This window comes from Rhizobium anhuiense (assembly GCF_003985145.1).
Lineage (GTDB): Bacteria > Pseudomonadota > Alphaproteobacteria > Rhizobiales > Rhizobiaceae > Rhizobium > Rhizobium anhuiense.
Genome location: NZ_ML133544.1, coordinates 1 through 18349, shown reverse-complemented (window position 1 = coordinate 18349; position 18349 = coordinate 1). Strand labels below are relative to the sequence as shown.

Sequence of the window (18349 nt, the reverse complement as noted above, 5' to 3'; positions counted from 1 at the left end):
CAGGTCTCTCGAAGTAGAGAGGCCAAAAGTTATTTGGAGACAGTCTTGGCATTCACCATCGCTCGCAGTCTGGTGGCGTTCGGCGTCGCCGTTTCAGTAGGTCTTTTCATGTCGATCGGATTGCAGCAGTCGGCGCTCGAACGGCTGAAGGTCAACGGTCCGGTTTACGAGCAGGTCGTCTACGGCAAGGATTTGATTGCCGATATTCTACCGCCGCCGCTCTTCGTGGTCGAATCCTACATGCTCTCCTTCGAGGCGAGCAAATTTCCCGAACTCACAGACACCAATCTTGCCAAGATCGCCAATCTCAAGGCTGCTTACGACGACCGCCGCGCCTATTGGAAAACCACCCGGCTGCCGCAGGTGTTGAAGGACGAGCTTGAAAACGATGTCATCGCCAAGGGCGATGCATTCTGGGGGGTGATGAACCGCGAGATCATCCCCGCCTTGAATGCCAAGGATGAAGACAAGGCGCATGGTGCGATCGAGCAGTTGCGCGTTGCCTTCCATTCGCATCAGGATGCGGTCGAGAAACTCGTTGCCAATTCCGACGCCTTCCTGAAGGGCGAGGAGCGCAATGCCGCTTCGGAAATCGTCACCTGGACGATCTATGCCGGTGCTGCGGGTTTCGGCTCGTTCGGCCTGCTGCTGATCGGCCTCTATCTCCTGCGCCGTCGCGCCATCGTGCCGCTCGACGGTATGAAGGCCTATATGGGCAACCTCGCCGAAGGCGATTTTTCGACCGAAGTTCCCTATGCCAACCGTTCCGACGAGATCGGCGCCATGTCCAAGGCCGTCGCGGTATTCCGCCGCAATGCGCTCGAACGGCAGGACGCGCAGAAGCGCGAGACCGCACTTCGCGACGCGGAATTCGAGCGCGAGCGCAGCCAGCTGGCCGAAAAGGCCGCTGAGGAACAGATCCGCGAAACGGTGATCGCCCAGCTGACATACGGCCTGGAACAGCTATCGAACGGCAATCTCGATTGCCGCATCACGACGCCCTTCGCCACGGCCTACGAAACTTTGCGCGCAAAGTTCAACGACAGCATGGATGCGCTTTGCGCTTCGATGGCCGAGATCGCCCAGACCTCCAAGCAAGTGGGCAGTTCCTCGGCCGGCATCACCGATGCCGCCGACAGCCTTGCCTCGCGCACGGAACAGCAGGCCGCGATGCTCGAAGAGGCCACAGCCGCGCTCGACGAGATGAATGCCAAGGCGAAAGACGCCTCCGATCATGCCGGCAAGGCAACCGGCATGATGACCGAGACCCGCACCAGCGCCGAACATTCGGCGGCCGTCGTTCGCGAAGCGATCGCCGCCATGGAACGGATCGAAGGTTCGTCCTCCCAGATCGGCGACATCGTCAATGTCATCGATGAAATCGCCTTCCAGACCAATCTTCTGGCGCTCAATGCCGGGGTCGAGGCGGCCCGCGCGGGCGACGCGGGCAAGGGTTTCGCCGTCGTTGCCCAGGAAGTGCGCGAACTCGCCATGCGCTCGGCCAACGCCGCCAAGGAGATCAGAGCGCTGATTTCCACCTCCTCGTCTCAGGTCTCCACCGGGGTGCAGCTCGTCAACCGCACCGGCAAGGCGCTTCTGGAAATCGAAGGACAGGTCGAGCAGGTTGCTGGTCTGATCGCCCGCATCGTCTCGGTGTCCTCCGAGCAGGCGGTGGCGATCGGCGAGATCAACGCCTCCGTCAACGCTCTGGATCAGGTCACCCAACGCAACGCCGCCATGGCCGTCGAAACCGCCTCGGCCTGCCGAGCGCTCGGCAGCCAGACGCAGACATTGGAAGGGGTCGTCAGCCGCTTTCAGATCGACGCGGCCGCCAGCCCGTCAAGAACGCAGAAAGCGGCCTGACGCGTCCGCGGCAAAGGGAAGGGCCGGGCCCTTCCCACCTCAGTCCGTAACGATCGCCACGACGGCAACGCAGTCGCCTGCTTTGACCAGCCCCGGGAAATGCCGGGCACAGAGAATGCCGTTCATGCCGGCGCGGATCTCGCGGGGCGCCATTCCGGTCCGGCCGATCGGATGGATGCGCGCGACGACGGCGTCTTCGGCCACGGCTTCACCGAGATCAATGACAGGCTCGATCAACCCGCCCTCCTCTGCGAAAGAGAAGCAGCGGCCGTCCGGCATATCGAGCCAGCTCGTCGGGCCGGTCTCGACGGCGCCCGCGACGATCCCCGCATGGCGCAGCACGTTGATGGTGCCGCGTTTGGCAATCGCCGCACTTTTGGCCGTGGCGGTGCCGCCGCCGCCGAGTTCCGTGGTGATGAAGATCTTGCCCATCTCCTCGGCCGCGGTGTCGTACATGCCGATCGCGTCGATCTCGAGCATCTTCATCGAATAGGGAGCTGCAAAGGCCGTCACCAATTCGAAGGCCTTTTTCTCCTGTTGCTTGTTCGCCAGGATGTGAGCCGCGCAGAACGGCAGAAAATCGAGCGTCTTGCCGCCGGAATGGAAGTCGAGGACGAGATCCGCCATCGGCAGAAGCACCCGCTGGAAATAGTCGGCGATTTTCTCCGTCACCGTGCCGTCCGGCCGGCCCGGGAAGCTGCGGTTCATGTTGCCCCTGTCGATCGGCGAGGTCCTGGTTCCCGCCTGGAATGCCGGATAATTCATGGCCGGCACGATGATGACAGTGCCGCTCACCTCCTCGGCTTTCAGCGTGCGGGCAAGATCGAAGAGCGCGATCGGTCCTTCATACTCGTCGCCGTGATTGCCGCCGGTCAGAAGAGCCGTTGACCCCTTGCCGTTCCTGATGACCGTTATCGGCACCATCACCGATCCCCAGGCGGAATCGTCGCGGCTGTAGGGCAACCGCAGGAAGCCGTGCTGGACGCCCTCGGCGGCGAAATTGACCGTCGCGCTGATCGGCGACGGTCGCAAGCCAATCTCTGTCATCGCAGCCTCAATCCTTGACCATCAGCCTGCGCGGCACGTTCGCGAAGCACTCGACACCGCTCTCGGTGATGAGGATGCTCTCGGTCGTCTCGAAGCCCATGTCGTCGAGCCAGAGGCCGGTCATGAAATGGAAGGTCATGCCGGGCTTCAGTTCCGTCCGGTCGCCCGGTCGCAGGCTCATGGTGCGCTCGCCCCAGTCCGGCGGATAGGAAAGGCCGATCGGGTAACCGGTGCGGTTGTCCTTGACGATGCCGTATTTTTTCAGCACCGCGAAGAAGGCGTTGGCGATATCCTCGCAGCTATTGCCGGGTCTGGCGACCGCAAGACCGGCCTCCATGCCCTCCAGCGTCGCCTTTTCGGCATCGAGAAAGGCCTGCGTCGGCTTGCCGAGGAAGACGGTGCGCGACAGCGGCAGGTGATAACGGTTGTAGCAGCCGGCGATCTCGAAGAAGGTGCCCTCGCCCGTCTTCATCGGCCGGTCGTCCCAGGTCAGATGCGGTGCGGATGCTTCGACGCCAGACGGCAGCAGCGGCACGATCGCCGGATAATCGCCGCCGATGCCGTCGACGCCGCGGGTGCCGGCATCATAGATTTCCGCGACCAGATCGCATTTGCGCATGCCGACCTCGATCTTGTCGAAGATGCGGGCATGCATCGCCTCGACGATGCGGGCGGCATTGCGCATATACTTGATTTCGGTCTCGCTCTTGACCGCGCGCTGCCAGTTGACGAGGGCGGTCGTATCGACGAAGCGCGCATTCGGCAGGTGCTTCTGCAGCGCCGCGAAGGCCGCCGCCGAGAACCAGTAATTGTCCATCTCGACGCCGATCGTCAGCTTGCCGAAGCCGCGTTCGGTCAAGATGCCCGAGAGATAATCCATCGGATGGCGTTCGGTCGATTGCACATAGTGATCGGGATAGCCAATGATGTTGTCATGCTTCAGATAGGCGGTGAACTTGGCGCCGTTGGCATCCTGGCCGCGGCCGAACCAGATCGGCTCTCCCTGTGGCGGCACGATCACCGCCTGGTGCACATAGAAGGACCAGCCATCATAGCCGGTGAGCCAGGCCATGTTCGACGGGTCGCTGACGATCAGCAGGTCGACGCCCTTCGCCTCCATGGCACGCCGTGTCTTTTCCAGCCGCGCGGCATATTCGCCGAGCGAGAATTTGAGGTTGGGCTGGGTCATGTCTCTTCCCTTCTTTTCCGGCGCCGCGCCGGTCAGCTTTCGAACGTGGTCCCGGCCTTCGCCGCGCCGGCTCGGGCAAAGGCGAGGGTGGCGATGGCGGTGTCCTGAATGCCGGTCCCGGTCAGGTCCGCAATGGTGATCTGGTCGTTGCTCGTCCGCCCCGGCGCCCGGCCGGCGACGATCTGGCCGAGTTCGGCGAAGACCGCATCGGCCGCGACTAGGCCGGCATCGATTGCATGATGCAGCTCGCCGAGGCGCCGTGTCTGCTTCAGGCTGTCGGCGACGTAGAGGCCGGCACCGGCGATGGCGGCCGGATCGATCTCGTTCTTGTGTTCGGCATCCGAGCCCATGGCCGTCAGATGCTGTCCGGGTTCCAGCCACCCCGCCTTGATGATCGGCATTTCCGACGGCGTGGTGGTGACGATGAGGTCGACGCCGGTCACTGCTCCCCTGGCGTCCGATGTCGCGATTACGGGAAAGCCGAGTTTTCCGGCCAATTCCGCAGCCGTGGCTTGCGCCTTGGCGGCATCGCGCGCCCATATCCTTGCTTCGCGGATCGGCCGCACCAGCGTCAGCGCTTCGAGCTGCAGCCGCGCCTGCATACCGGCGCCGAAGATCGTGGCCACGGACGCATTTTGGCGCGACAGATGTTGCGCCGCGACAGCGCCGGCTGCTGCGGTGCGCACGTCGGTGAGATAGCCGTTGTCCAGCAGCAGTGCCTGCACCAGTCCGGTCCGGCTCGACAGCAGCACCATCATGCCGTTGGTGCTCGGCAGGCCGATCTGGGGGTTGTCGAAGAAACCGGGGCTGATCTTGATCGCGAAGCCCTCGATGCCGGGCACATAGGCCGTCTTCACATCGACTTCGCCCCGATATTCCGGAATGTCGAGCCGCAGGATCGGGGGCATGGCGACGGCCTTGGTCGCAAGCGCTGCGAAAGCCTCCTCGACGCAGGCGACCGCATCTCGATCAAGCCCGATGACCTTCCTCAGTTCCGCTTCCGTAAGAATGATCATCCGGCTCATGGCCCCTCCTCGCCGTAGAGCGGCTGCGTCCCGTTGATCACCCGCAGGTGCTGACCCATGTCGACATTCGCCCCGGACAAGATCGCGACGATGGGACCGCTGCCCCTGATTTTTCCGGCAAGCAGCGCGGCGATACCGACCGCGCCCGCGCCTTCGACGACCTGGCGTTCGCAGGCATAGACATGGCGCATGCCGGCGGCGATTTCCGTCTCGGTCAGCAGGATGACGTCGTCGAGAAGTTCGCGGCACATGGCAAAGGTGACGCGGTTGTCGAGACCAATGCCGCCGCCGAGCGAGTCGGCAAGGCTCGCCACTTCCTCGACCTGCACCGGCTGCCCGGCATCGAGGCTTGCCTTCATCGCGGCACCCTTCTCCATGGTCAGGCCGATCACTTTGGTCGTCGGACTGATGGCTTTGACCGCGGCCGCAACCCCCGCCGCAAGGCCGCCGCCTGAGAGCGGCACCAGCACGCTCGCCGCCTCCGGCAAGTCGTCGATGATTTCAAGCCCCAGCGTCCCCTGCCCGGCCACGACATCGGGATGGTCGAAGGGCGGCACCATCACCAACCCTTCCTCGCGGACCAACCGGTCGACTTCCTGCTGCGCCTCGTCCTGCGATACGCCGACGATGCGGACATCGGCGCCGAGACGGCGGATCTCCGAAACCTTGTTCTCCGGCACCAGCCGCGACATGCAGATGGTCGCAACGGCACCTTCGGCCTTTGCCGCATAGGCAAGCGCACGGCCGTGATTTCCGGTCGAGGCTGCGACGACGCCACGTAAGCGCTGCGCCGGCGACAAGGACAGCACCGCATTGGTCGCCCCACGGAGCTTGAAGCTGCCGGTCGTCTGATGATGTTCGAGCTTGAGATGCACTGGCACGCCGGCCAATTCGCCAAGCGACGCGGACTGCACCATCGGAGTGGTGGTCACGCGGCCGGCAATCCGTCGCGCCGCCGCACGGATGTCCTCCAGCGAAACGGGCAAGGTGCTCACCATGATCTCAGCCTTCCCAATAGGACTTGGTCATCAACTGACCGAGTTCGGGCCGCGCCCGATCATCGCCGCAAAGCCTCAGACAGGACCAGGCCGTCGCCAGATTGCTGGTCACCACCGGCTTGCCGGTCTCACTTTCGATGCGGGCAGCGACCTGGGCTGCGCGCACCGCCGTACAGGAGATGAACAGCGCGTCCGATTGCGGCGCCAGCGCCTGGCGCGCAAAGGCAAGGATCTCCTCCGGTGCGATCCGCGCCATCTCGCGATCATCGGTCAGGCCGAGACAGGTGAAGCGGTCAATCGCAAAACCGAGATCCGAAAAATAGTCCGCCATCGGCCGACTGGTCTCGACCGTATAGGGCGTCAGCACCGAGATCCGTCTGGCGCCAAGCGCTTTCAGACCTTTCACGGCGGCCGCCGTCGGCGTCACGACGGGAATCCCGGGCTTGGCCGCATGGATCGCCGCCTCGATGTTGCGATCGCCGATCACCACCGAGGCGGAGGTGCAGGAATAGACGATGGCATCGAGCGCCTCGTCCGGCAGGATCAGTGCCGCGCCTTGCGTCAGCGACGGCTGCATCCTCAGGAGGTTTTCGGCCGTGACCGGATTGGCGTAGTGGATGCGGCTGACATAGACGCCGAGGCGATCGCTGGCGACCATGCGCTGGAAGTCGACTTCCGTCGTGTGGTCGGTCGCGAGGATGATCAGGCCGATGCGCTTTTCCAGCGGCCGATTCTCCAGTCGCGGCAGCCTGCCGGCAGGGATGATCTCAATCTCTACGGTCATGGTCAGTCATCCATCCTGGCGTAGCGTTCCTCAAGCCAGCGCAATCCCACTACGGAGATCAGGCTGATGACGAGGAAGAAGACGCCGACCAGCGTCATCGGTTCGATGTAGCGGTAGTTGCTGTTGGCGATGCTCTTGGCCTGGTTCATCAGTTCGAGCACGGTGATCGCCGAAAGCAGCGGCGTCTCCTTGAACATGGCGATGAAATAATTGGCGAGTGCCGGGATCATCGGCGGGATCGCCTGCGGCAGGACCACGTGGATCCATGCCTGGCGCGTCGTCAGATTTGTGGCCTTGGCCGCCTCCCATTGTCCGCGCGGCACATTCTCGATGCCGGCGCGATAGACCTCGGCGGTATAGGTCGCATAGTGAATGCCCATACCGATCACGCCTGCGACCAGCGGCGCCAGCCGAATGCCGATATCGGGCAGCACGTAGAAGATGAAATAGAGCTGCACCAGCAGCGGCGTGCCGCGGATGAATTCCGAGACGAAGCCGACCGTGCGGGACACGCCGGCGACCGGTGATCGCCGGGCAATCGCAAGAGCCAGGCCAACGATCATCGCGACGGCAGCGCCGAGGATGGTCGCGAGAATGGTGATCTGGAACCCTTCGAGAAGGGTCGGCATGATCTGCCAGACGAAGTCCCAATCCCATTCCATCCGATCAGGTCCTTATGCCGTCGAGGCTGCGCGCCATACGCCGCTCCAGCCAGCGCATCGTCGCGGAGATCGCCGAGGCCATGAGAAAATAGAGGATGAGGATCGTCGCGAAGGGCACCAGCGTATTGCCGGTCTGCGCCCGCACGACCTGCGCCTGGAACGTCATATCCGTCAGCGAGATCAGCGACACGACGGCCGTGCCTTTGAGAAGTTCGATCGCATTGTTGCAGAAGGTCGGCAGCATCAGCGGCAGCGCCTGCGGCAGGATGACGTGGCGCATGCGCTGGTATCGCGACAGGTTAAGCGCGATGCAGGCTTCCGACTGTTCGCGCCCGACGGCCTTGACGGCGCCGCGCACCACCTCCGCCGCATAGGCACCGACATTCAGCCCGAGCGCCAGCACGCCCGCCTGCAGCGGCGTCAGGGTCAAACCCGCAAAAGGCAGCACAAAATAGACCCAGAAAAGCTGGACGAAGATCGAGGTGCCGCGGAAGAATTCGATATAGGCCGTCGCCAGAGCCCGCACGGCGAAGAAGCGCGACAGCCGGCCGAGGCCCGCCAGGAAGGCCATCACCAGTGCCAGCGCAGACCCCATGACCGTCAGTTCGAGCGTCACCAGGGCGCCCTCAAGGATCAGTGTCAGATAGCCGGACCATACCGACATCGGCAACTCACTTCCTAGAGCATGCCGCGCAAAACTGTGCAGCGGTTTTGCGATGACGACATGCGTAAAAACAAGGACCTAAAGCGCAACACGCTTTAGGAGATCGTTCGGGGACAACCCGGCCATGCCGATGGCATGGCCGGCTGCCACGATTACTTCGCCGCGGCGCAGAGCTTTTCGCGGCTCGTCGACATCGCGGCCTTGGCCGAGAAGCCGTAGGGCTCGATGATCTTGGCGAATTCGCCCGATTCCTTCAGCTTCTTCAGCTCGACGTCGAAGGCGTCGCGCAGGGCGACGTCCTGCTTGCGGAATGCAGCGCCATCGCAATAGACCGGCGCATTGACGACCGGAGCGACGGTTTCGAGGTTCGGATCGTTCGCCTTGGCCATCAGGTCATGGATCGACAGGACCGGCAGCGAGTAGACGTCGATGCGGCCGTCCTGCAGCATCTTGATGCCGCTCTGGCCATCCGGAACAACGATGACGCGGTCGCGCGGCACGCCGGCCTCAAGCGCCAGCTTCTCCTCGGTCCCGCCGCCCGGCGCGCCGATCTTGGCGTCCGGATTGTCGGCGATGTCCTTGTAGCTGGTCAGTTTCAGCGGATTGCCCTTCTTGAGAGCGAAAGCTTCGGCGTCGCAGAGGATCGGTTCGGAATAGGCGACGGCGGCGCAACGCTCGGGCTTCATGAAGAGGCCCGCGGTGATCGCATCGTGGCGGCCGGCCTGCAGGCCGGGGATCATCGCGCCATATTCCGAAATCGAGGCGACGACTTCCTTGACGCCGAGCTTTTCGAAGATGGCGCGCGCCACATCGGGTGCGGCGCCGGACACCTTGCCATCGGCGCCGACGGCGGTGAACGGCGGTTCGTTGGCAATGGCAATACGCGCAAAGCCCTGCTCCTTCAGCTGCTCGAGCTTGTCATCGGCAGCCGAGGCCGGGGCAGCTGCTGCAACCAGAAGCACCGACAGGCTGGCGGCGCTCAAAAAATATCCTGCTTTCATCGTTCCCAACTCCTCTGATTTTCCTTGAGTTTGTTCTTGCGGGCAATGTCTGAGCTCAGACGCGGTGCCCCGCCGCAATGATCTTGCGCAGGAAGGTCTGCGTCCTCTCCTGCGTCGGATTGCGAAAGATGTCGCCCGGCTTGCCTTCCTCGACGATCTTGCCGCGGTCGAAGAACAGGACACGGTCGGCGAAATCATGGGCAAAGCCCATTTCATGGGTGACGAGAAGCATGGTCATATCGGTCTCGGACGCCAGCCGCCGCATGACGTTCAGCACCTCCTCGACCAGCTCCGGGTCGAGCGCCGAGGTCACCTCGTCGAACAGCATGATCTTCGGCGACAGCGCCAGCGCTCGGGCAATAGCAACGCGCTGCTTCTGCCCGCCAGAAAGCTGCGCCGGAACACTTCTCGCCTTGTCGGCCAGGCCGACCATGTCGAGAAGCTCCATAGCCCGTTTTTCGGCCTGCGGCCGCTTGATGCCCTTGGTCAGCATCGGCGCCAGCGTCACATTGTCGAGCACGCATTTGTGCGGGAACAGATTGAAATGTTGAAAGACCATGCCGATCTTTTCGCGCATGCGGTGCAGATGCCGCTCATCGGCCGGCACCAGCCCACTGCTGCCGGGCATATGGTAGAGCTGTTCGCCGTCGACCTCGATATGGCCGCCGCTGATCGTCTCCAGCGTCATCAGAATGCGCAGGATCGTCGTCTTGCCGGAGCCCGACGGCCCGATCAGCGCCAGCTTCTCGCCCGGCATGACATTCATCGACAGGCTGTCGAGTACGGTCAGTGGGCCGTATTTCTTGACGATGTTGTCGATGCGGATGATGGGCGGAAGCATTCATGTCTCTCCCTGTTGAGACAAGCAATGTCCTAACGATGACTGCCCACCAAAATCATGTCAATTCGTAAAATAATATCATGACAATTATTCTGCGTATGCCCAAACGCAAGGCAGTTGCGTCAGATCGCAAGCAGCAGCTCTTCCGGATTGCCTTGCGCCAATGAGGCGACGATCCCAAGCCCGGTCCGCAACTCGCTTTCCGTCGTCGAACCAAGCGAGATGCGCACAGCCGGCGTCCAGCCCTGATCGGTGGTATGGAAGGATTTGCCGGGCGCGATCGCCACCCCGCGCAGTCTTGCCTGCGATACGAACCCATCCTCCGTATGATTGCCGGAGAGCGGCAGCCAGACGTGCAGGCTTTGCGGATGCGCCCGGTAGGGAAGCCCGGCCAACATCTCCGCCGCGATCGCGTGCCGGCTCAAAAGCGCACGGCGCTGCCAGTTGACGAGTTCCATTGCCGTGCCATCGCCGACCCAGCGGGTGGCGATCTCGGCCATGGCAGGCGTCGCCATCCAGTTGGACACGAGATGCCGGTTGGCGACGGCGGCGACATAGCGGTCGGGCGCGGTGAGATAGCCGATCCGCAGACCCGGAACGGTGATCTTGGTGAAACTCGTGACGTACAGTGTCCGCTCCGGCGCAAAGGCTGCCATCGGCGGCGCGCGGTTCTCGACCATCGGGCCGAGAATATCGTTTTCGATGATCGCGATATCATGCTTGGCGGCGACGGTGGCGAGCGCCTGCCTGCGCTCCGCGCTCATCAGCGCCGCCATCGGATTGATCACCGAGGGCTGCAGGAAAATTGCCCGGATCGGTCCCTTCCGACAGGCTTCATCCAGCGCCTCGGGGATCATGCCCTCCTCATCGATCGCCAGCCCTTCGAGATGCAGACCGAGATAGGTGGCGAGCGGAACCAGCGTATGGTGGCTGATCGCTTCGGTCGCAATCGTCGAGCCGGGCGGGGCAACGCTCATCAGCGCCACCGTCATGCCCGACGTCGCACCGTTCGTCAGGCTGATGTTCAGCGGCGATACCTCCAGCCCGCAGCGCGCCAGCCATTCCGTGGCGACGGTACGGTGGCGCGGAAACACCATGTTCGGCCTGAAGGAAAGGGCCGAACTGGAGGGCAGGTTTTCCGAAAGCCAGCCGAAGGCCTGCCGCAGCCTTTCCAGATGGATCTGCTCGCAGACCGGTTTCAGGATCGACAGATCGATCAGCTCGCCCAGCCGTTCCGGCAGGTAGGGCGGTTCCGGCTCGCGCGGGCGCGTCTGGACGAAGCTGCCGCGTCCAATCTCGCCTGATATCAGCCCCCGCCGGATCAGCTCGTCATAGGCGCGGCTGACCGTCTGCACCGAGAGATGCAGATCATCCGCCATCTTGCGGTGCGGCGGCAATTGCGTGCCGTCGGAGAGCTTGCCGTCTGTGATCGCGTTTGCGATCTGCTCGGCAAGCGAGAGATAGGCCGGCCGGCGGAGTTGCGAGGGATCGGGGCGCCACTTTGTCATGATTTCAACACTGCTGAAAATCAGTTCAATTGACAATGCCAAAATGCGCTTCCATTGTCTTTTCCCTGCGTTTGAAATGATTTCTTTCTAAAGAAAGCACCATGAAGCTCGACGCCATCGACCTGCGCATTCTCGACGCCGTCCAGCGCGACGGCCGCATCACCAAGCTGGCGCTGGCCGAAAAGGCCGGACTGTCGCCGACGCCCTGCTGGATGCGGCTGCGCAAACTCGAAAAGGCCGGTGTTATCACCGGTTATCACGCACGCGTCGCGCCACGACGCATCGCGCCGGTCGCCAGCGTGATGATGGAAGTGACGCTCGCCAATCATCGCCAGGCGGATTTCGAACGCTTCGAACGCGCCATCAGCGCAATCCCGGAGATCGTCGCCTGCTGGTCGGTCGGCGGCGGCGTCGATTACATCCTGAAGATCATCGCACCCGATATCGACGCCTATCAGCGGCTGGTCGACGGGCTTCTCGACCGCGAACTCGGCATCGACCGCTACTTCACCTACATCGTCACCAAGACGGTGAAGGAGGAAACAGTCCTTCCGATCTCTTCGTTCACTGCGGCCGGCGAAGAGACCGCGTCGTAGACAATCTCTCTGCCAGGCCGCCGTTCTTTAGACCATCTCTCTCTTTTTGCATCCGCCAACAGACAATCTCTCGCCAGCTCCCGTGGAAGACTGACGTCAACCGCCACGAGGAGATTGGACATGAGCGCTGTTTTTGCCCGCCCCGCCTACCATGACGCGCTGGCTCGGCTCGCCGACCGTCATCTCCTGCGCGATCTGGCCTATGTCGGCGGCCGATGGGTCGCCGGCAAATCAGGGAAAAGCTTCGAGGTCACCGATCCCGCCTCGTCGGCGACGCTGGCCTGGGTGGCAAGCCTTGGCGCAGACGAGACGGCGGTGGCAATCGATGCAGCGTCGCAAGCTTTCGCCGCCTGGCGCGCAATGCTGCCGCAGAGCCGCGCGGCGATCCTGCGCAAATGGTTTGAGCTGATGCTCGCGGCCAGGGAGGATCTGGCCCTGATCATGACGCTCGAACAGGGCAAACCGCTCGCGGAATCACGCGGCGAGATCGATTACGCCGCCTCCTTCGTCGAATGGTATGCCGAGGAAGGCAAGCGGCTGAACGCCGAGAGCGTCACCAGCCACCTGCCCGACGCGGAAATGATCGTTCGCCGCGAGGCGCTCGGCGTCGTCGGCATCGTCACGCCCTGGAATTTTCCCTCTGCCATGCTCACCCGAAAGGCTGCGGCCGCGCTCGCCGCCGGTTGCGCGGTCGTTGCTCACCCCTCCTCCGAGACGCCGCTTTCAGCACTTGCCCTTGCCGAGCTCGGCGAACGCGCCGGTATTCCGGCCGGCGTCTTCAATGTCGTCACCGGCCACGCCGCAACGATCGTCGGGCGGATGTGCGCCGACATCCGCCTGCGTGCCATGAGCTTCACTGGCTCCACCGGCATCGGACGTCTGATCGCCGCCCAGTGCGCGCCGACCCTGAAGCGGCTGGTGATGGAACTCGGCGGCCACGCCCCGCTGATCATCTTCGATGACGCCGACATATCAAAGGCGGTCGAGATCGCCGTCAACGCCAAGTTTGCCACGTCAGGCCAGGATTGCCTCGCCGCCAACCGCATTTTCGTCCAGCGGCGCATCGCCGATGCCTTCACCAAAGCCTTTGCAGACCGCATTGCCGAACTGAAGCTCGGTGCGGGGCTCGAGGATGGCGCCGAGATCGGGCCGCTGATGCATGAACGCGCCGTCGCCAAGGTCGAGGAGCAGGTCTCCGACGCGCTGGCGCGTGGCGCACAGCTGGTCACCGGCGGCAAACGCCACACGACAGGCCGGCTCTTTTACGAGCCGACGCTGCTGACCGACGTGCCGGCGGATGCGCTGGTCATGCGCGAGGAGACCTTCGGGCCGGTGGCGGCGGTTGCCACCTTCGACACGGAGGAAGAGGTCATCGCCCGCGCCAACGATACCGAATGTGGTCTGGTCGCCTATGTCGTCACGGAAAATGGCGCCCGCCAGCTGCGGCTCGGCCGCGCGCTGGAATACGGCATGGTGGCGATCAACCGCGTCAAGATCACCGGCGGGCCTATTCCCTTCGGCGGCTGGAAGCAGTCCGGCCTCGGCCGCGAGGGCTCCCGCCACGGGCTCGAGGCCTTCACCGAGCTCAAATATCTCTGCATCGACACGGCCGCCTGAGCCGCTCCATTTCAAGAAAGAGGCTACGACATGCTCGACAGAAGCAACGAACTCACCGCCTGGGACCGCGATCATTTCTTCCACCCATCGACCCATATGGGCGCGCATGCCCGCGGCGAGACGCCGACCCGTGTCATCGCCGGCGGCGAAGGCGTCTACATCACCGACACGACGGGCCGCAAAAGCCTCGACGCCTTTGCCGGCCTCTATTGCGTCAATGTCGGCTACGGCCGCCAGAAGATCGCCGACGCGATCGCGGAGCAGGCGAAGAACCTCGCCTATTACCACGCCTATGTCGGCCACGGCACGGAAGCTTCGATTACGCTGTCGAAGATGATCATCGACCGCGCGCCCGCCGGCATGAGCCGCGTCTATTTCGGTCTGTCGGGCTCGGATGCCAACGAGACCAACATCAAGCTCATCTGGTACTACAACAACATCCTCGGCCGTCCGGACAAGAAGAAGATCATCTCGCGCTGGCGCGGTTATCACGGCTCCGGCGTCATGACCGGCAGCCTCACCGGCCTGGCGCTCTTTCACAACGCCTTCGACCTGCCGCGCGCACCGGTGCTGCACACCGAAGCGCCCTATTATTTCCGCCGCCCTGACCGGTCGATGAGCGAAGAGCAGTTCTCGCAATATTGCGCCGACAAGCTCGAGGAGATGATCATCACCGAAGGCCCGGAAACGATCGCCGCCTTCATCGGCGAACCCATCCTTGGGACCGGCGGCATCGTGCCTCCGCCGAACGGCTACTGGCAGAAGATCCAGGCCGTGCTCGACAAATATGACATCCTGCTCGTCGCGGATGAAGTGGTCACCGGCTTCGGCCGTCTCGGCACGATGTTCGGCTCGGACCATTACGGCATGAAGCCGGACCTGATCACCATCGCCAAGGGGCTGACCTCGGCCTACGCTCCCCTTTCGGGCACGATCGTCTCGAACAAGATGTGGCAAGTCCTGATACAGGGGTCCGATCAACTGGGGGCGATCGGTCACGGCTGGACCTATTCCGCCCATCCGACCTGTGCTGCGGCAGGCATTGCCAATCTCGAACTGATCGACGAACTCGGCATTGTCGAGAATGCCGGCACGACCGGCGCCTATTTCCGTTCGGAACTGGAAAAGGCGGTCGGCGGCCACCGCAACGTCGGCGAAGTCCGCGGTGACGGGCTGATGGCGGCCATCGAATTCGTCGAGGACAAGGACGACAGCACGTTCTTCGATGCCGGCCGCAAGATCGGCCCTCAGGTCGCATCCGCCCTGCTCGAACGCGGCGTCATCGGCCGCGCCATGCCGCAAGGCGATATCCTCGGCTTCGCCCCGCCGCTTTGCCTGACGCGCGAGGAGGCCGACATTGTGGTCAAGGCCGCAGCGGACGCCATCGAAACTGTCTTCAAGAATATCTGAGGAGCAGATCGGTATGACGATCCCCGAAAAGATGGCAGCCGTCTTGCTCACCGACCATGGCGGTCTGGACAAGCTCGTCTATGACAGGGACGTGCCCGTCCCGACGCCCGCCGATGGCGAGGTTCTGATCCGTGTCACGGCCTGCGGCATGAACAATACCGACGTCTGGGTGCGCCAGGGCGCCTACGGCACCGAGGACGATCCATCGGCGGTCTCCACGTGGCGAAGGCAAGGCAACACGCTGACGTTTCCACGCATCCAGGGCACCGATACGGTCGGTCATATCGTCGCCGTCGGCGCCGGCGTTGATCCCAAACGTATCGGTGAACGCGTCATGGTCGACTTTTCGATCTACAACCGGGACGACGACAGCCTCGCCGACATCGATTACATGGGCCATGGCCGCGACGGCGGTTATGCCGAATATATGGCGCTGCCGGCTGAGAATGCCCATGTCGTCGCAACCGATCTGACCGACATCGAACTCGCCACTTTCTGCTGCGCCTATCTGACTGGCGAGCGCATGCTGGAACGGGCAAGGCTGTCGGCCGGCGAACGCGTGCTCGTGACCGGCGCTTCAGGCGGCGTCGGCTCGGCGATCATCCAGCTCGCGCGCGCTCGCGGCGCGATCCCGATCGCCGTCGCAGGTCCCGGCAAGGAGGGGGCGATGCTCGATATCGGCGCCGAGGCGGTGGTGACCCGCGGCAAGGGCGACCTGGTCGAAGCCGTCCATGCCGCCAGCCACGGCCAGCCGATCGATGTGGTCGCCGATCTCGTCGGCGGACCGCTGTTCAACGACCTGCTGAAGATCCTGCGTCCAGAAGGCCGCTACTCGACGGCTGGCGCCATCGCCGGCCCGGTCGTCCAGCTCGATTTGCGGACCATGTATCTGAAGCAGCTGGAACTGCATGGCTCGAGCCAGGGCAGCCGCGCCGACTTCCGTCGGATCGTCGGCTATATCGAAAGCCGGAAAATCCGGCCTCTCGTCGGCGGCGTCTATCCACTGTCGGAATTCCATCGCGCGCAGACCGATTTCATGGCGAAGAACTTCGTCGGCAAACTGGTCGTGGTTCCCGACGAGAGATGATCGTTGCTTTCGCGGGCGAACCTTATCGGGTTTGCAGCGTTTCACGGCAATGGAAAATCATGATGGCGCCGGCCCTTCGTTGCGTCGGACTATTTCGCGGCGATGCGACCAAATCGCTCCCACGCCCCTACTCGAGGGGGCGGCGCGATCGCGCGCGCCAAAAGGCTGCTGATGCCAGCTTCCGCCAGCGCGAAACACCTGACGTCTATCGAACTTGGACGAATTCGGCGCGCTGTCAGCATAGCGCGGCTGATGGATACCGCAGTCCGATTGCCTGTCATCGGCGTGCGTATCGGCGCGGACTCAATTCTCGGCCTTATCCCGGCCGTCGGCGACATTGCCGGATCCCTGATCGGCCTTTTCATCATCGATGAGGCGAGACGCCTCGGTATTCCCACCCACAAGCTCGCCCGTATGGCCGTCAATCTGGGGATCGACGCCGCCGGCGGAACGGTTCCCCTGATCGGCGATCTCTTCGACGTCTATTTCAAGTCTCATCGCCGAAACGTGGGTATCATCCTCGACCACTTTGGGATTAGCGAAGACGAGCTTAACCGGCGAGTCTGACGGCCGACGTCCCTTTGCAACTTCCCCTTCGAGGAATTTGTGCGAGCTGTCGGCGCCGGTTCCAACGAGGCCGCGCAGCCGGTGCTGTCGCCTTAAGACGACGAGCAACCAGCAAAAGTGGGCACTAGCTCGGCGCCTTCGCTTACAGTTCAGCCAGAACGCCTGCCGTCTTCACTGCGTGATCAAGAACGAATTGCAGCTTGGCGGCGTGGCCGAAACCAGGCTCATCCGGCTGCCCCTTTTGCACGGCATTTGCAAATCGCTGGAAATTGGTGATGACCGGTTCGACCTCGATCTTACGCCAGATTGCCTTGTCGGCATCGGGACCTTCACAGGCCCTGAGCGTCGAACCTTCCGGCGTGTGCACCACCTCCAGCGCGCCCTTGTCTCCATGCAGGCGCAGGCGCAATTCGTTCAGATGACCAGTCGCCCAGCGCGTTGCGTGGATGACACCGGCGGCACCGTTTTCGAGTTCAGCCATCATCAGGAAACTGTCATTTGCATCGAGCTCGTACTCCCCGATCCGATTTCCAGGGCTCTTGTCGAACACCTTGAGATGCGATGCGGCTGCCTTGACGTCACTTCCGGCGGCAAAAACCGCGAAGTCGAGAATATGAATACCGACATCGCCCAGCACGCCATTGGATCCGTGCTTTGTCGACAGCCGCCACAGCCATTGCGATTCCTTGGTCCAGTCGCCCCACGCCTTTGAGACCAGCCAGCTCTGGAGATAGGACGCTTCGAAGTGGCGGATCGCGCCGAGGCGTCCGTCCAGCACCATCTTGCGCGCTGCTTGCAGCGGCGCAACATTGCGATAGGTAAGGTTTACCATCGCAACCTTGCCGGACGCAGCAGCAGCGTCGGCCATCTCTTTAGCTTCGCGGTAGTTAACCGCCAGCGGCTTCTCGCAGAGGACATGTTTGCCGGCGCCGAGTATCTTCATTGTCGTGGAATAATGCGCGCGATCCGGCGTGACATTGGTCACGGCGTCAAACTCTCCCCAGGCAAGGGCGTCATCAAGTGCCGTGAAAGTAAGTGGGATATCATGCCTGAGCGCAAAGGCCCGCAGCCGGACCTCGTCCGTATCGACGGCAGCAACAATTTTTACGTCGGCGATTTCGGAAAAATTCATGGCATGGGTGTTTGCCCATCCTCCGGTTCCGAGAATGATCAAGCGCATTTTTGTCCTCATAGTCGTTTATCGAAATCATCAGCACCAAACCGTCGTCTTTCACGAGCGCCAGATGGTCCTGCCAAATGGTGAGCGACGGCTGTCAGCTCAGCGTTTTCCGGGCCGAACGCACGCGTGGCGTCCGCGCCCAAGGAAGGTGTTTCAGGTCCTCAGCGGTAACCGGCTTCGCCAGCTTGGTGTAGTTTCGGGCCGCGTTCGACGATCGGCTCCAGTGCTTTTTCTACCGGCACATTTGGAGCGTCGGTGATACCCGTCAACGAGCCCTCAGGGTTATAGGCCCACTTCACGCCGTTGATCA

17 protein-coding genes and 1 pseudogene are annotated in these 18349 nt (G+C 62.9%); 6 read left to right on the top strand and 12 right to left on the bottom strand.

Translation table 11 applies throughout. The features are described 5' to 3' along the window. Positions 1-45: 45 nt before the first annotated feature. Positions 46-1863, top strand: coding sequence for a methyl-accepting chemotaxis protein (locus EEQ99_RS32675; protein ID WP_127431837.1), 1818 nt, complete (start codon positions 46-48; stop codon positions 1861-1863). Positions 1864-1902: 39 nt separating this feature from the next. Here the strand turns inward: EEQ99_RS32675 and doeB are convergent, their stop codons facing one another. From doeB to ehuR, 10 genes are all read right to left on the bottom strand, one after another. Continuing rightward, a complete protein-coding gene (gene doeB, locus EEQ99_RS32670) occupies positions 1903-2910 on the bottom strand; it encodes a N(2)-acetyl-L-2,4-diaminobutanoate deacetylase DoeB (RefSeq protein ID WP_047619701.1) in 1008 nt (335 codons plus the stop codon). Positions 2911-2917: 7 nt separating this feature from the next. Beyond that, the gene (doeA, locus tag EEQ99_RS32665) at positions 2918-4099 is read right to left on the bottom strand and encodes an ectoine hydrolase DoeA (protein ID WP_097596214.1); all 1182 of its coding nucleotides are present in this window, start codon (positions 4097-4099) and stop codon (positions 2918-2920) included. A gap of 32 nt (positions 4100-4131) precedes the next feature. Continuing rightward, on the bottom strand, positions 4132-5124 hold the full coding sequence (gene eutC / locus EEQ99_RS32660) for an ectoine utilization protein EutC (protein WP_127431836.1): 993 nt from the start codon (positions 5122-5124) through the stop codon (positions 4132-4134). Next, positions 5121-6122 (bottom strand): hydroxyectoine utilization dehydratase EutB, encoded by a 1002-nt coding sequence (gene eutB, locus EEQ99_RS32655; RefSeq protein ID WP_127431835.1) that lies wholly within the window; start codon positions 6120-6122, stop codon positions 5121-5123. Before eutB ends, eutC begins: the two co-directional genes overlap by 4 nt. Positions 6123-6126: 4 nt before the next feature. Continuing rightward, the gene (eutA, locus tag EEQ99_RS32650; RefSeq protein ID WP_097545049.1) at positions 6127-6906 is read right to left on the bottom strand and encodes an ectoine utilization protein EutA; all 780 of its coding nucleotides are present in this window, start codon (positions 6904-6906) and stop codon (positions 6127-6129) included. Between the two features lie 2 nt (positions 6907-6908). Next, complete coding sequence (gene ehuD / locus EEQ99_RS32645; RefSeq protein ID WP_097545047.1) at positions 6909-7568, bottom strand: ectoine/hydroxyectoine ABC transporter permease subunit EhuD; 660 nt, start codon at positions 7566-7568, stop codon at positions 6909-6911. A gap of 4 nt (positions 7569-7572) precedes the next feature. Further along, positions 7573-8232: an ectoine/hydroxyectoine ABC transporter permease subunit EhuC gene (gene ehuC / locus EEQ99_RS32640; RefSeq protein ID WP_047619689.1), complete on the bottom strand. Its 660-nt coding sequence runs from the start codon at positions 8230-8232 to the stop codon at positions 7573-7575. A gap of 152 nt (positions 8233-8384) precedes the next feature. Then, positions 8385-9233, bottom strand: a complete 849-nt coding sequence (gene ehuB, locus EEQ99_RS32635; RefSeq protein WP_047619777.1) for an ectoine/hydroxyectoine ABC transporter substrate-binding protein EhuB — start codon at positions 9231-9233, stop codon at positions 8385-8387. 55 nt (positions 9234-9288) lie between these two features. Continuing rightward, positions 9289-10074 (bottom strand): ectoine/hydroxyectoine ABC transporter ATP-binding protein EhuA, encoded by a 786-nt coding sequence (gene ehuA / locus EEQ99_RS32630; RefSeq protein WP_127431834.1) that lies wholly within the window; start codon positions 10072-10074, stop codon positions 9289-9291. A 122-nt stretch (positions 10075-10196) separates the two neighbouring features. After that, positions 10197-11582 (bottom strand): MocR-like ectoine utilization transcription factor EhuR, encoded by a 1386-nt coding sequence (ehuR, locus tag EEQ99_RS32625; protein WP_127431833.1) that lies wholly within the window; start codon positions 11580-11582, stop codon positions 10197-10199. A gap of 101 nt (positions 11583-11683) precedes the next feature. On the opposite strand from ehuR, the gene EEQ99_RS32620 reads away from it, so the two are divergent. The 5 genes from EEQ99_RS32620 (at position 11684) to EEQ99_RS32600 (ending at position 16859) form a co-directional block, all read left to right on the top strand. Beyond that, positions 11684-12178 (top strand): Lrp/AsnC family transcriptional regulator, encoded by a 495-nt coding sequence (locus tag EEQ99_RS32620; RefSeq protein WP_127431832.1) that lies wholly within the window; start codon positions 11684-11686, stop codon positions 12176-12178. A gap of 120 nt (positions 12179-12298) precedes the next feature. Continuing rightward, entirely contained in the window at positions 12299-13795 is a 1497-nt protein-coding gene (locus tag EEQ99_RS32615; protein WP_127431831.1) for an NAD-dependent succinate-semialdehyde dehydrogenase, read from the top strand. A gap of 30 nt (positions 13796-13825) precedes the next feature. Continuing rightward, positions 13826-15205 carry an aspartate aminotransferase family protein gene (locus EEQ99_RS32610; protein WP_127431830.1) on the top strand — a complete coding sequence of 460 codons (1380 nt, stop codon included), beginning with the start codon at positions 13826-13828 and terminating at the stop codon, positions 15203-15205. 13 nt (positions 15206-15218) lie between these two features. After that, positions 15219-16292, top strand: a complete 1074-nt coding sequence (locus EEQ99_RS32605) for an alcohol dehydrogenase family protein (protein ID WP_127431829.1) — start codon at positions 15219-15221, stop codon at positions 16290-16292. Between the two features lie 171 nt (positions 16293-16463). Then, positions 16464-16859 carry a DUF4112 domain-containing protein gene (locus EEQ99_RS32600; RefSeq protein ID WP_028758816.1) on the top strand — a complete coding sequence of 132 codons (396 nt, stop codon included), beginning with the start codon at positions 16464-16466 and terminating at the stop codon, positions 16857-16859. 142 nt (positions 16860-17001) lie between these two features. Here EEQ99_RS32600 and EEQ99_RS32595 read toward each other — a convergent pair whose 3' ends face one another. Both EEQ99_RS32595 and EEQ99_RS32590 read right to left on the bottom strand, forming a co-directional pair. Then, positions 17002-18039, bottom strand: a complete 1038-nt coding sequence (locus EEQ99_RS32595; protein WP_127431828.1) for a Gfo/Idh/MocA family protein — start codon at positions 18037-18039, stop codon at positions 17002-17004. 161 nt (positions 18040-18200) lie between these two features. Next, positions 18201-18349: pseudogene (locus tag EEQ99_RS32590) on the bottom strand (ThuA domain-containing protein); the annotation flags it as partial.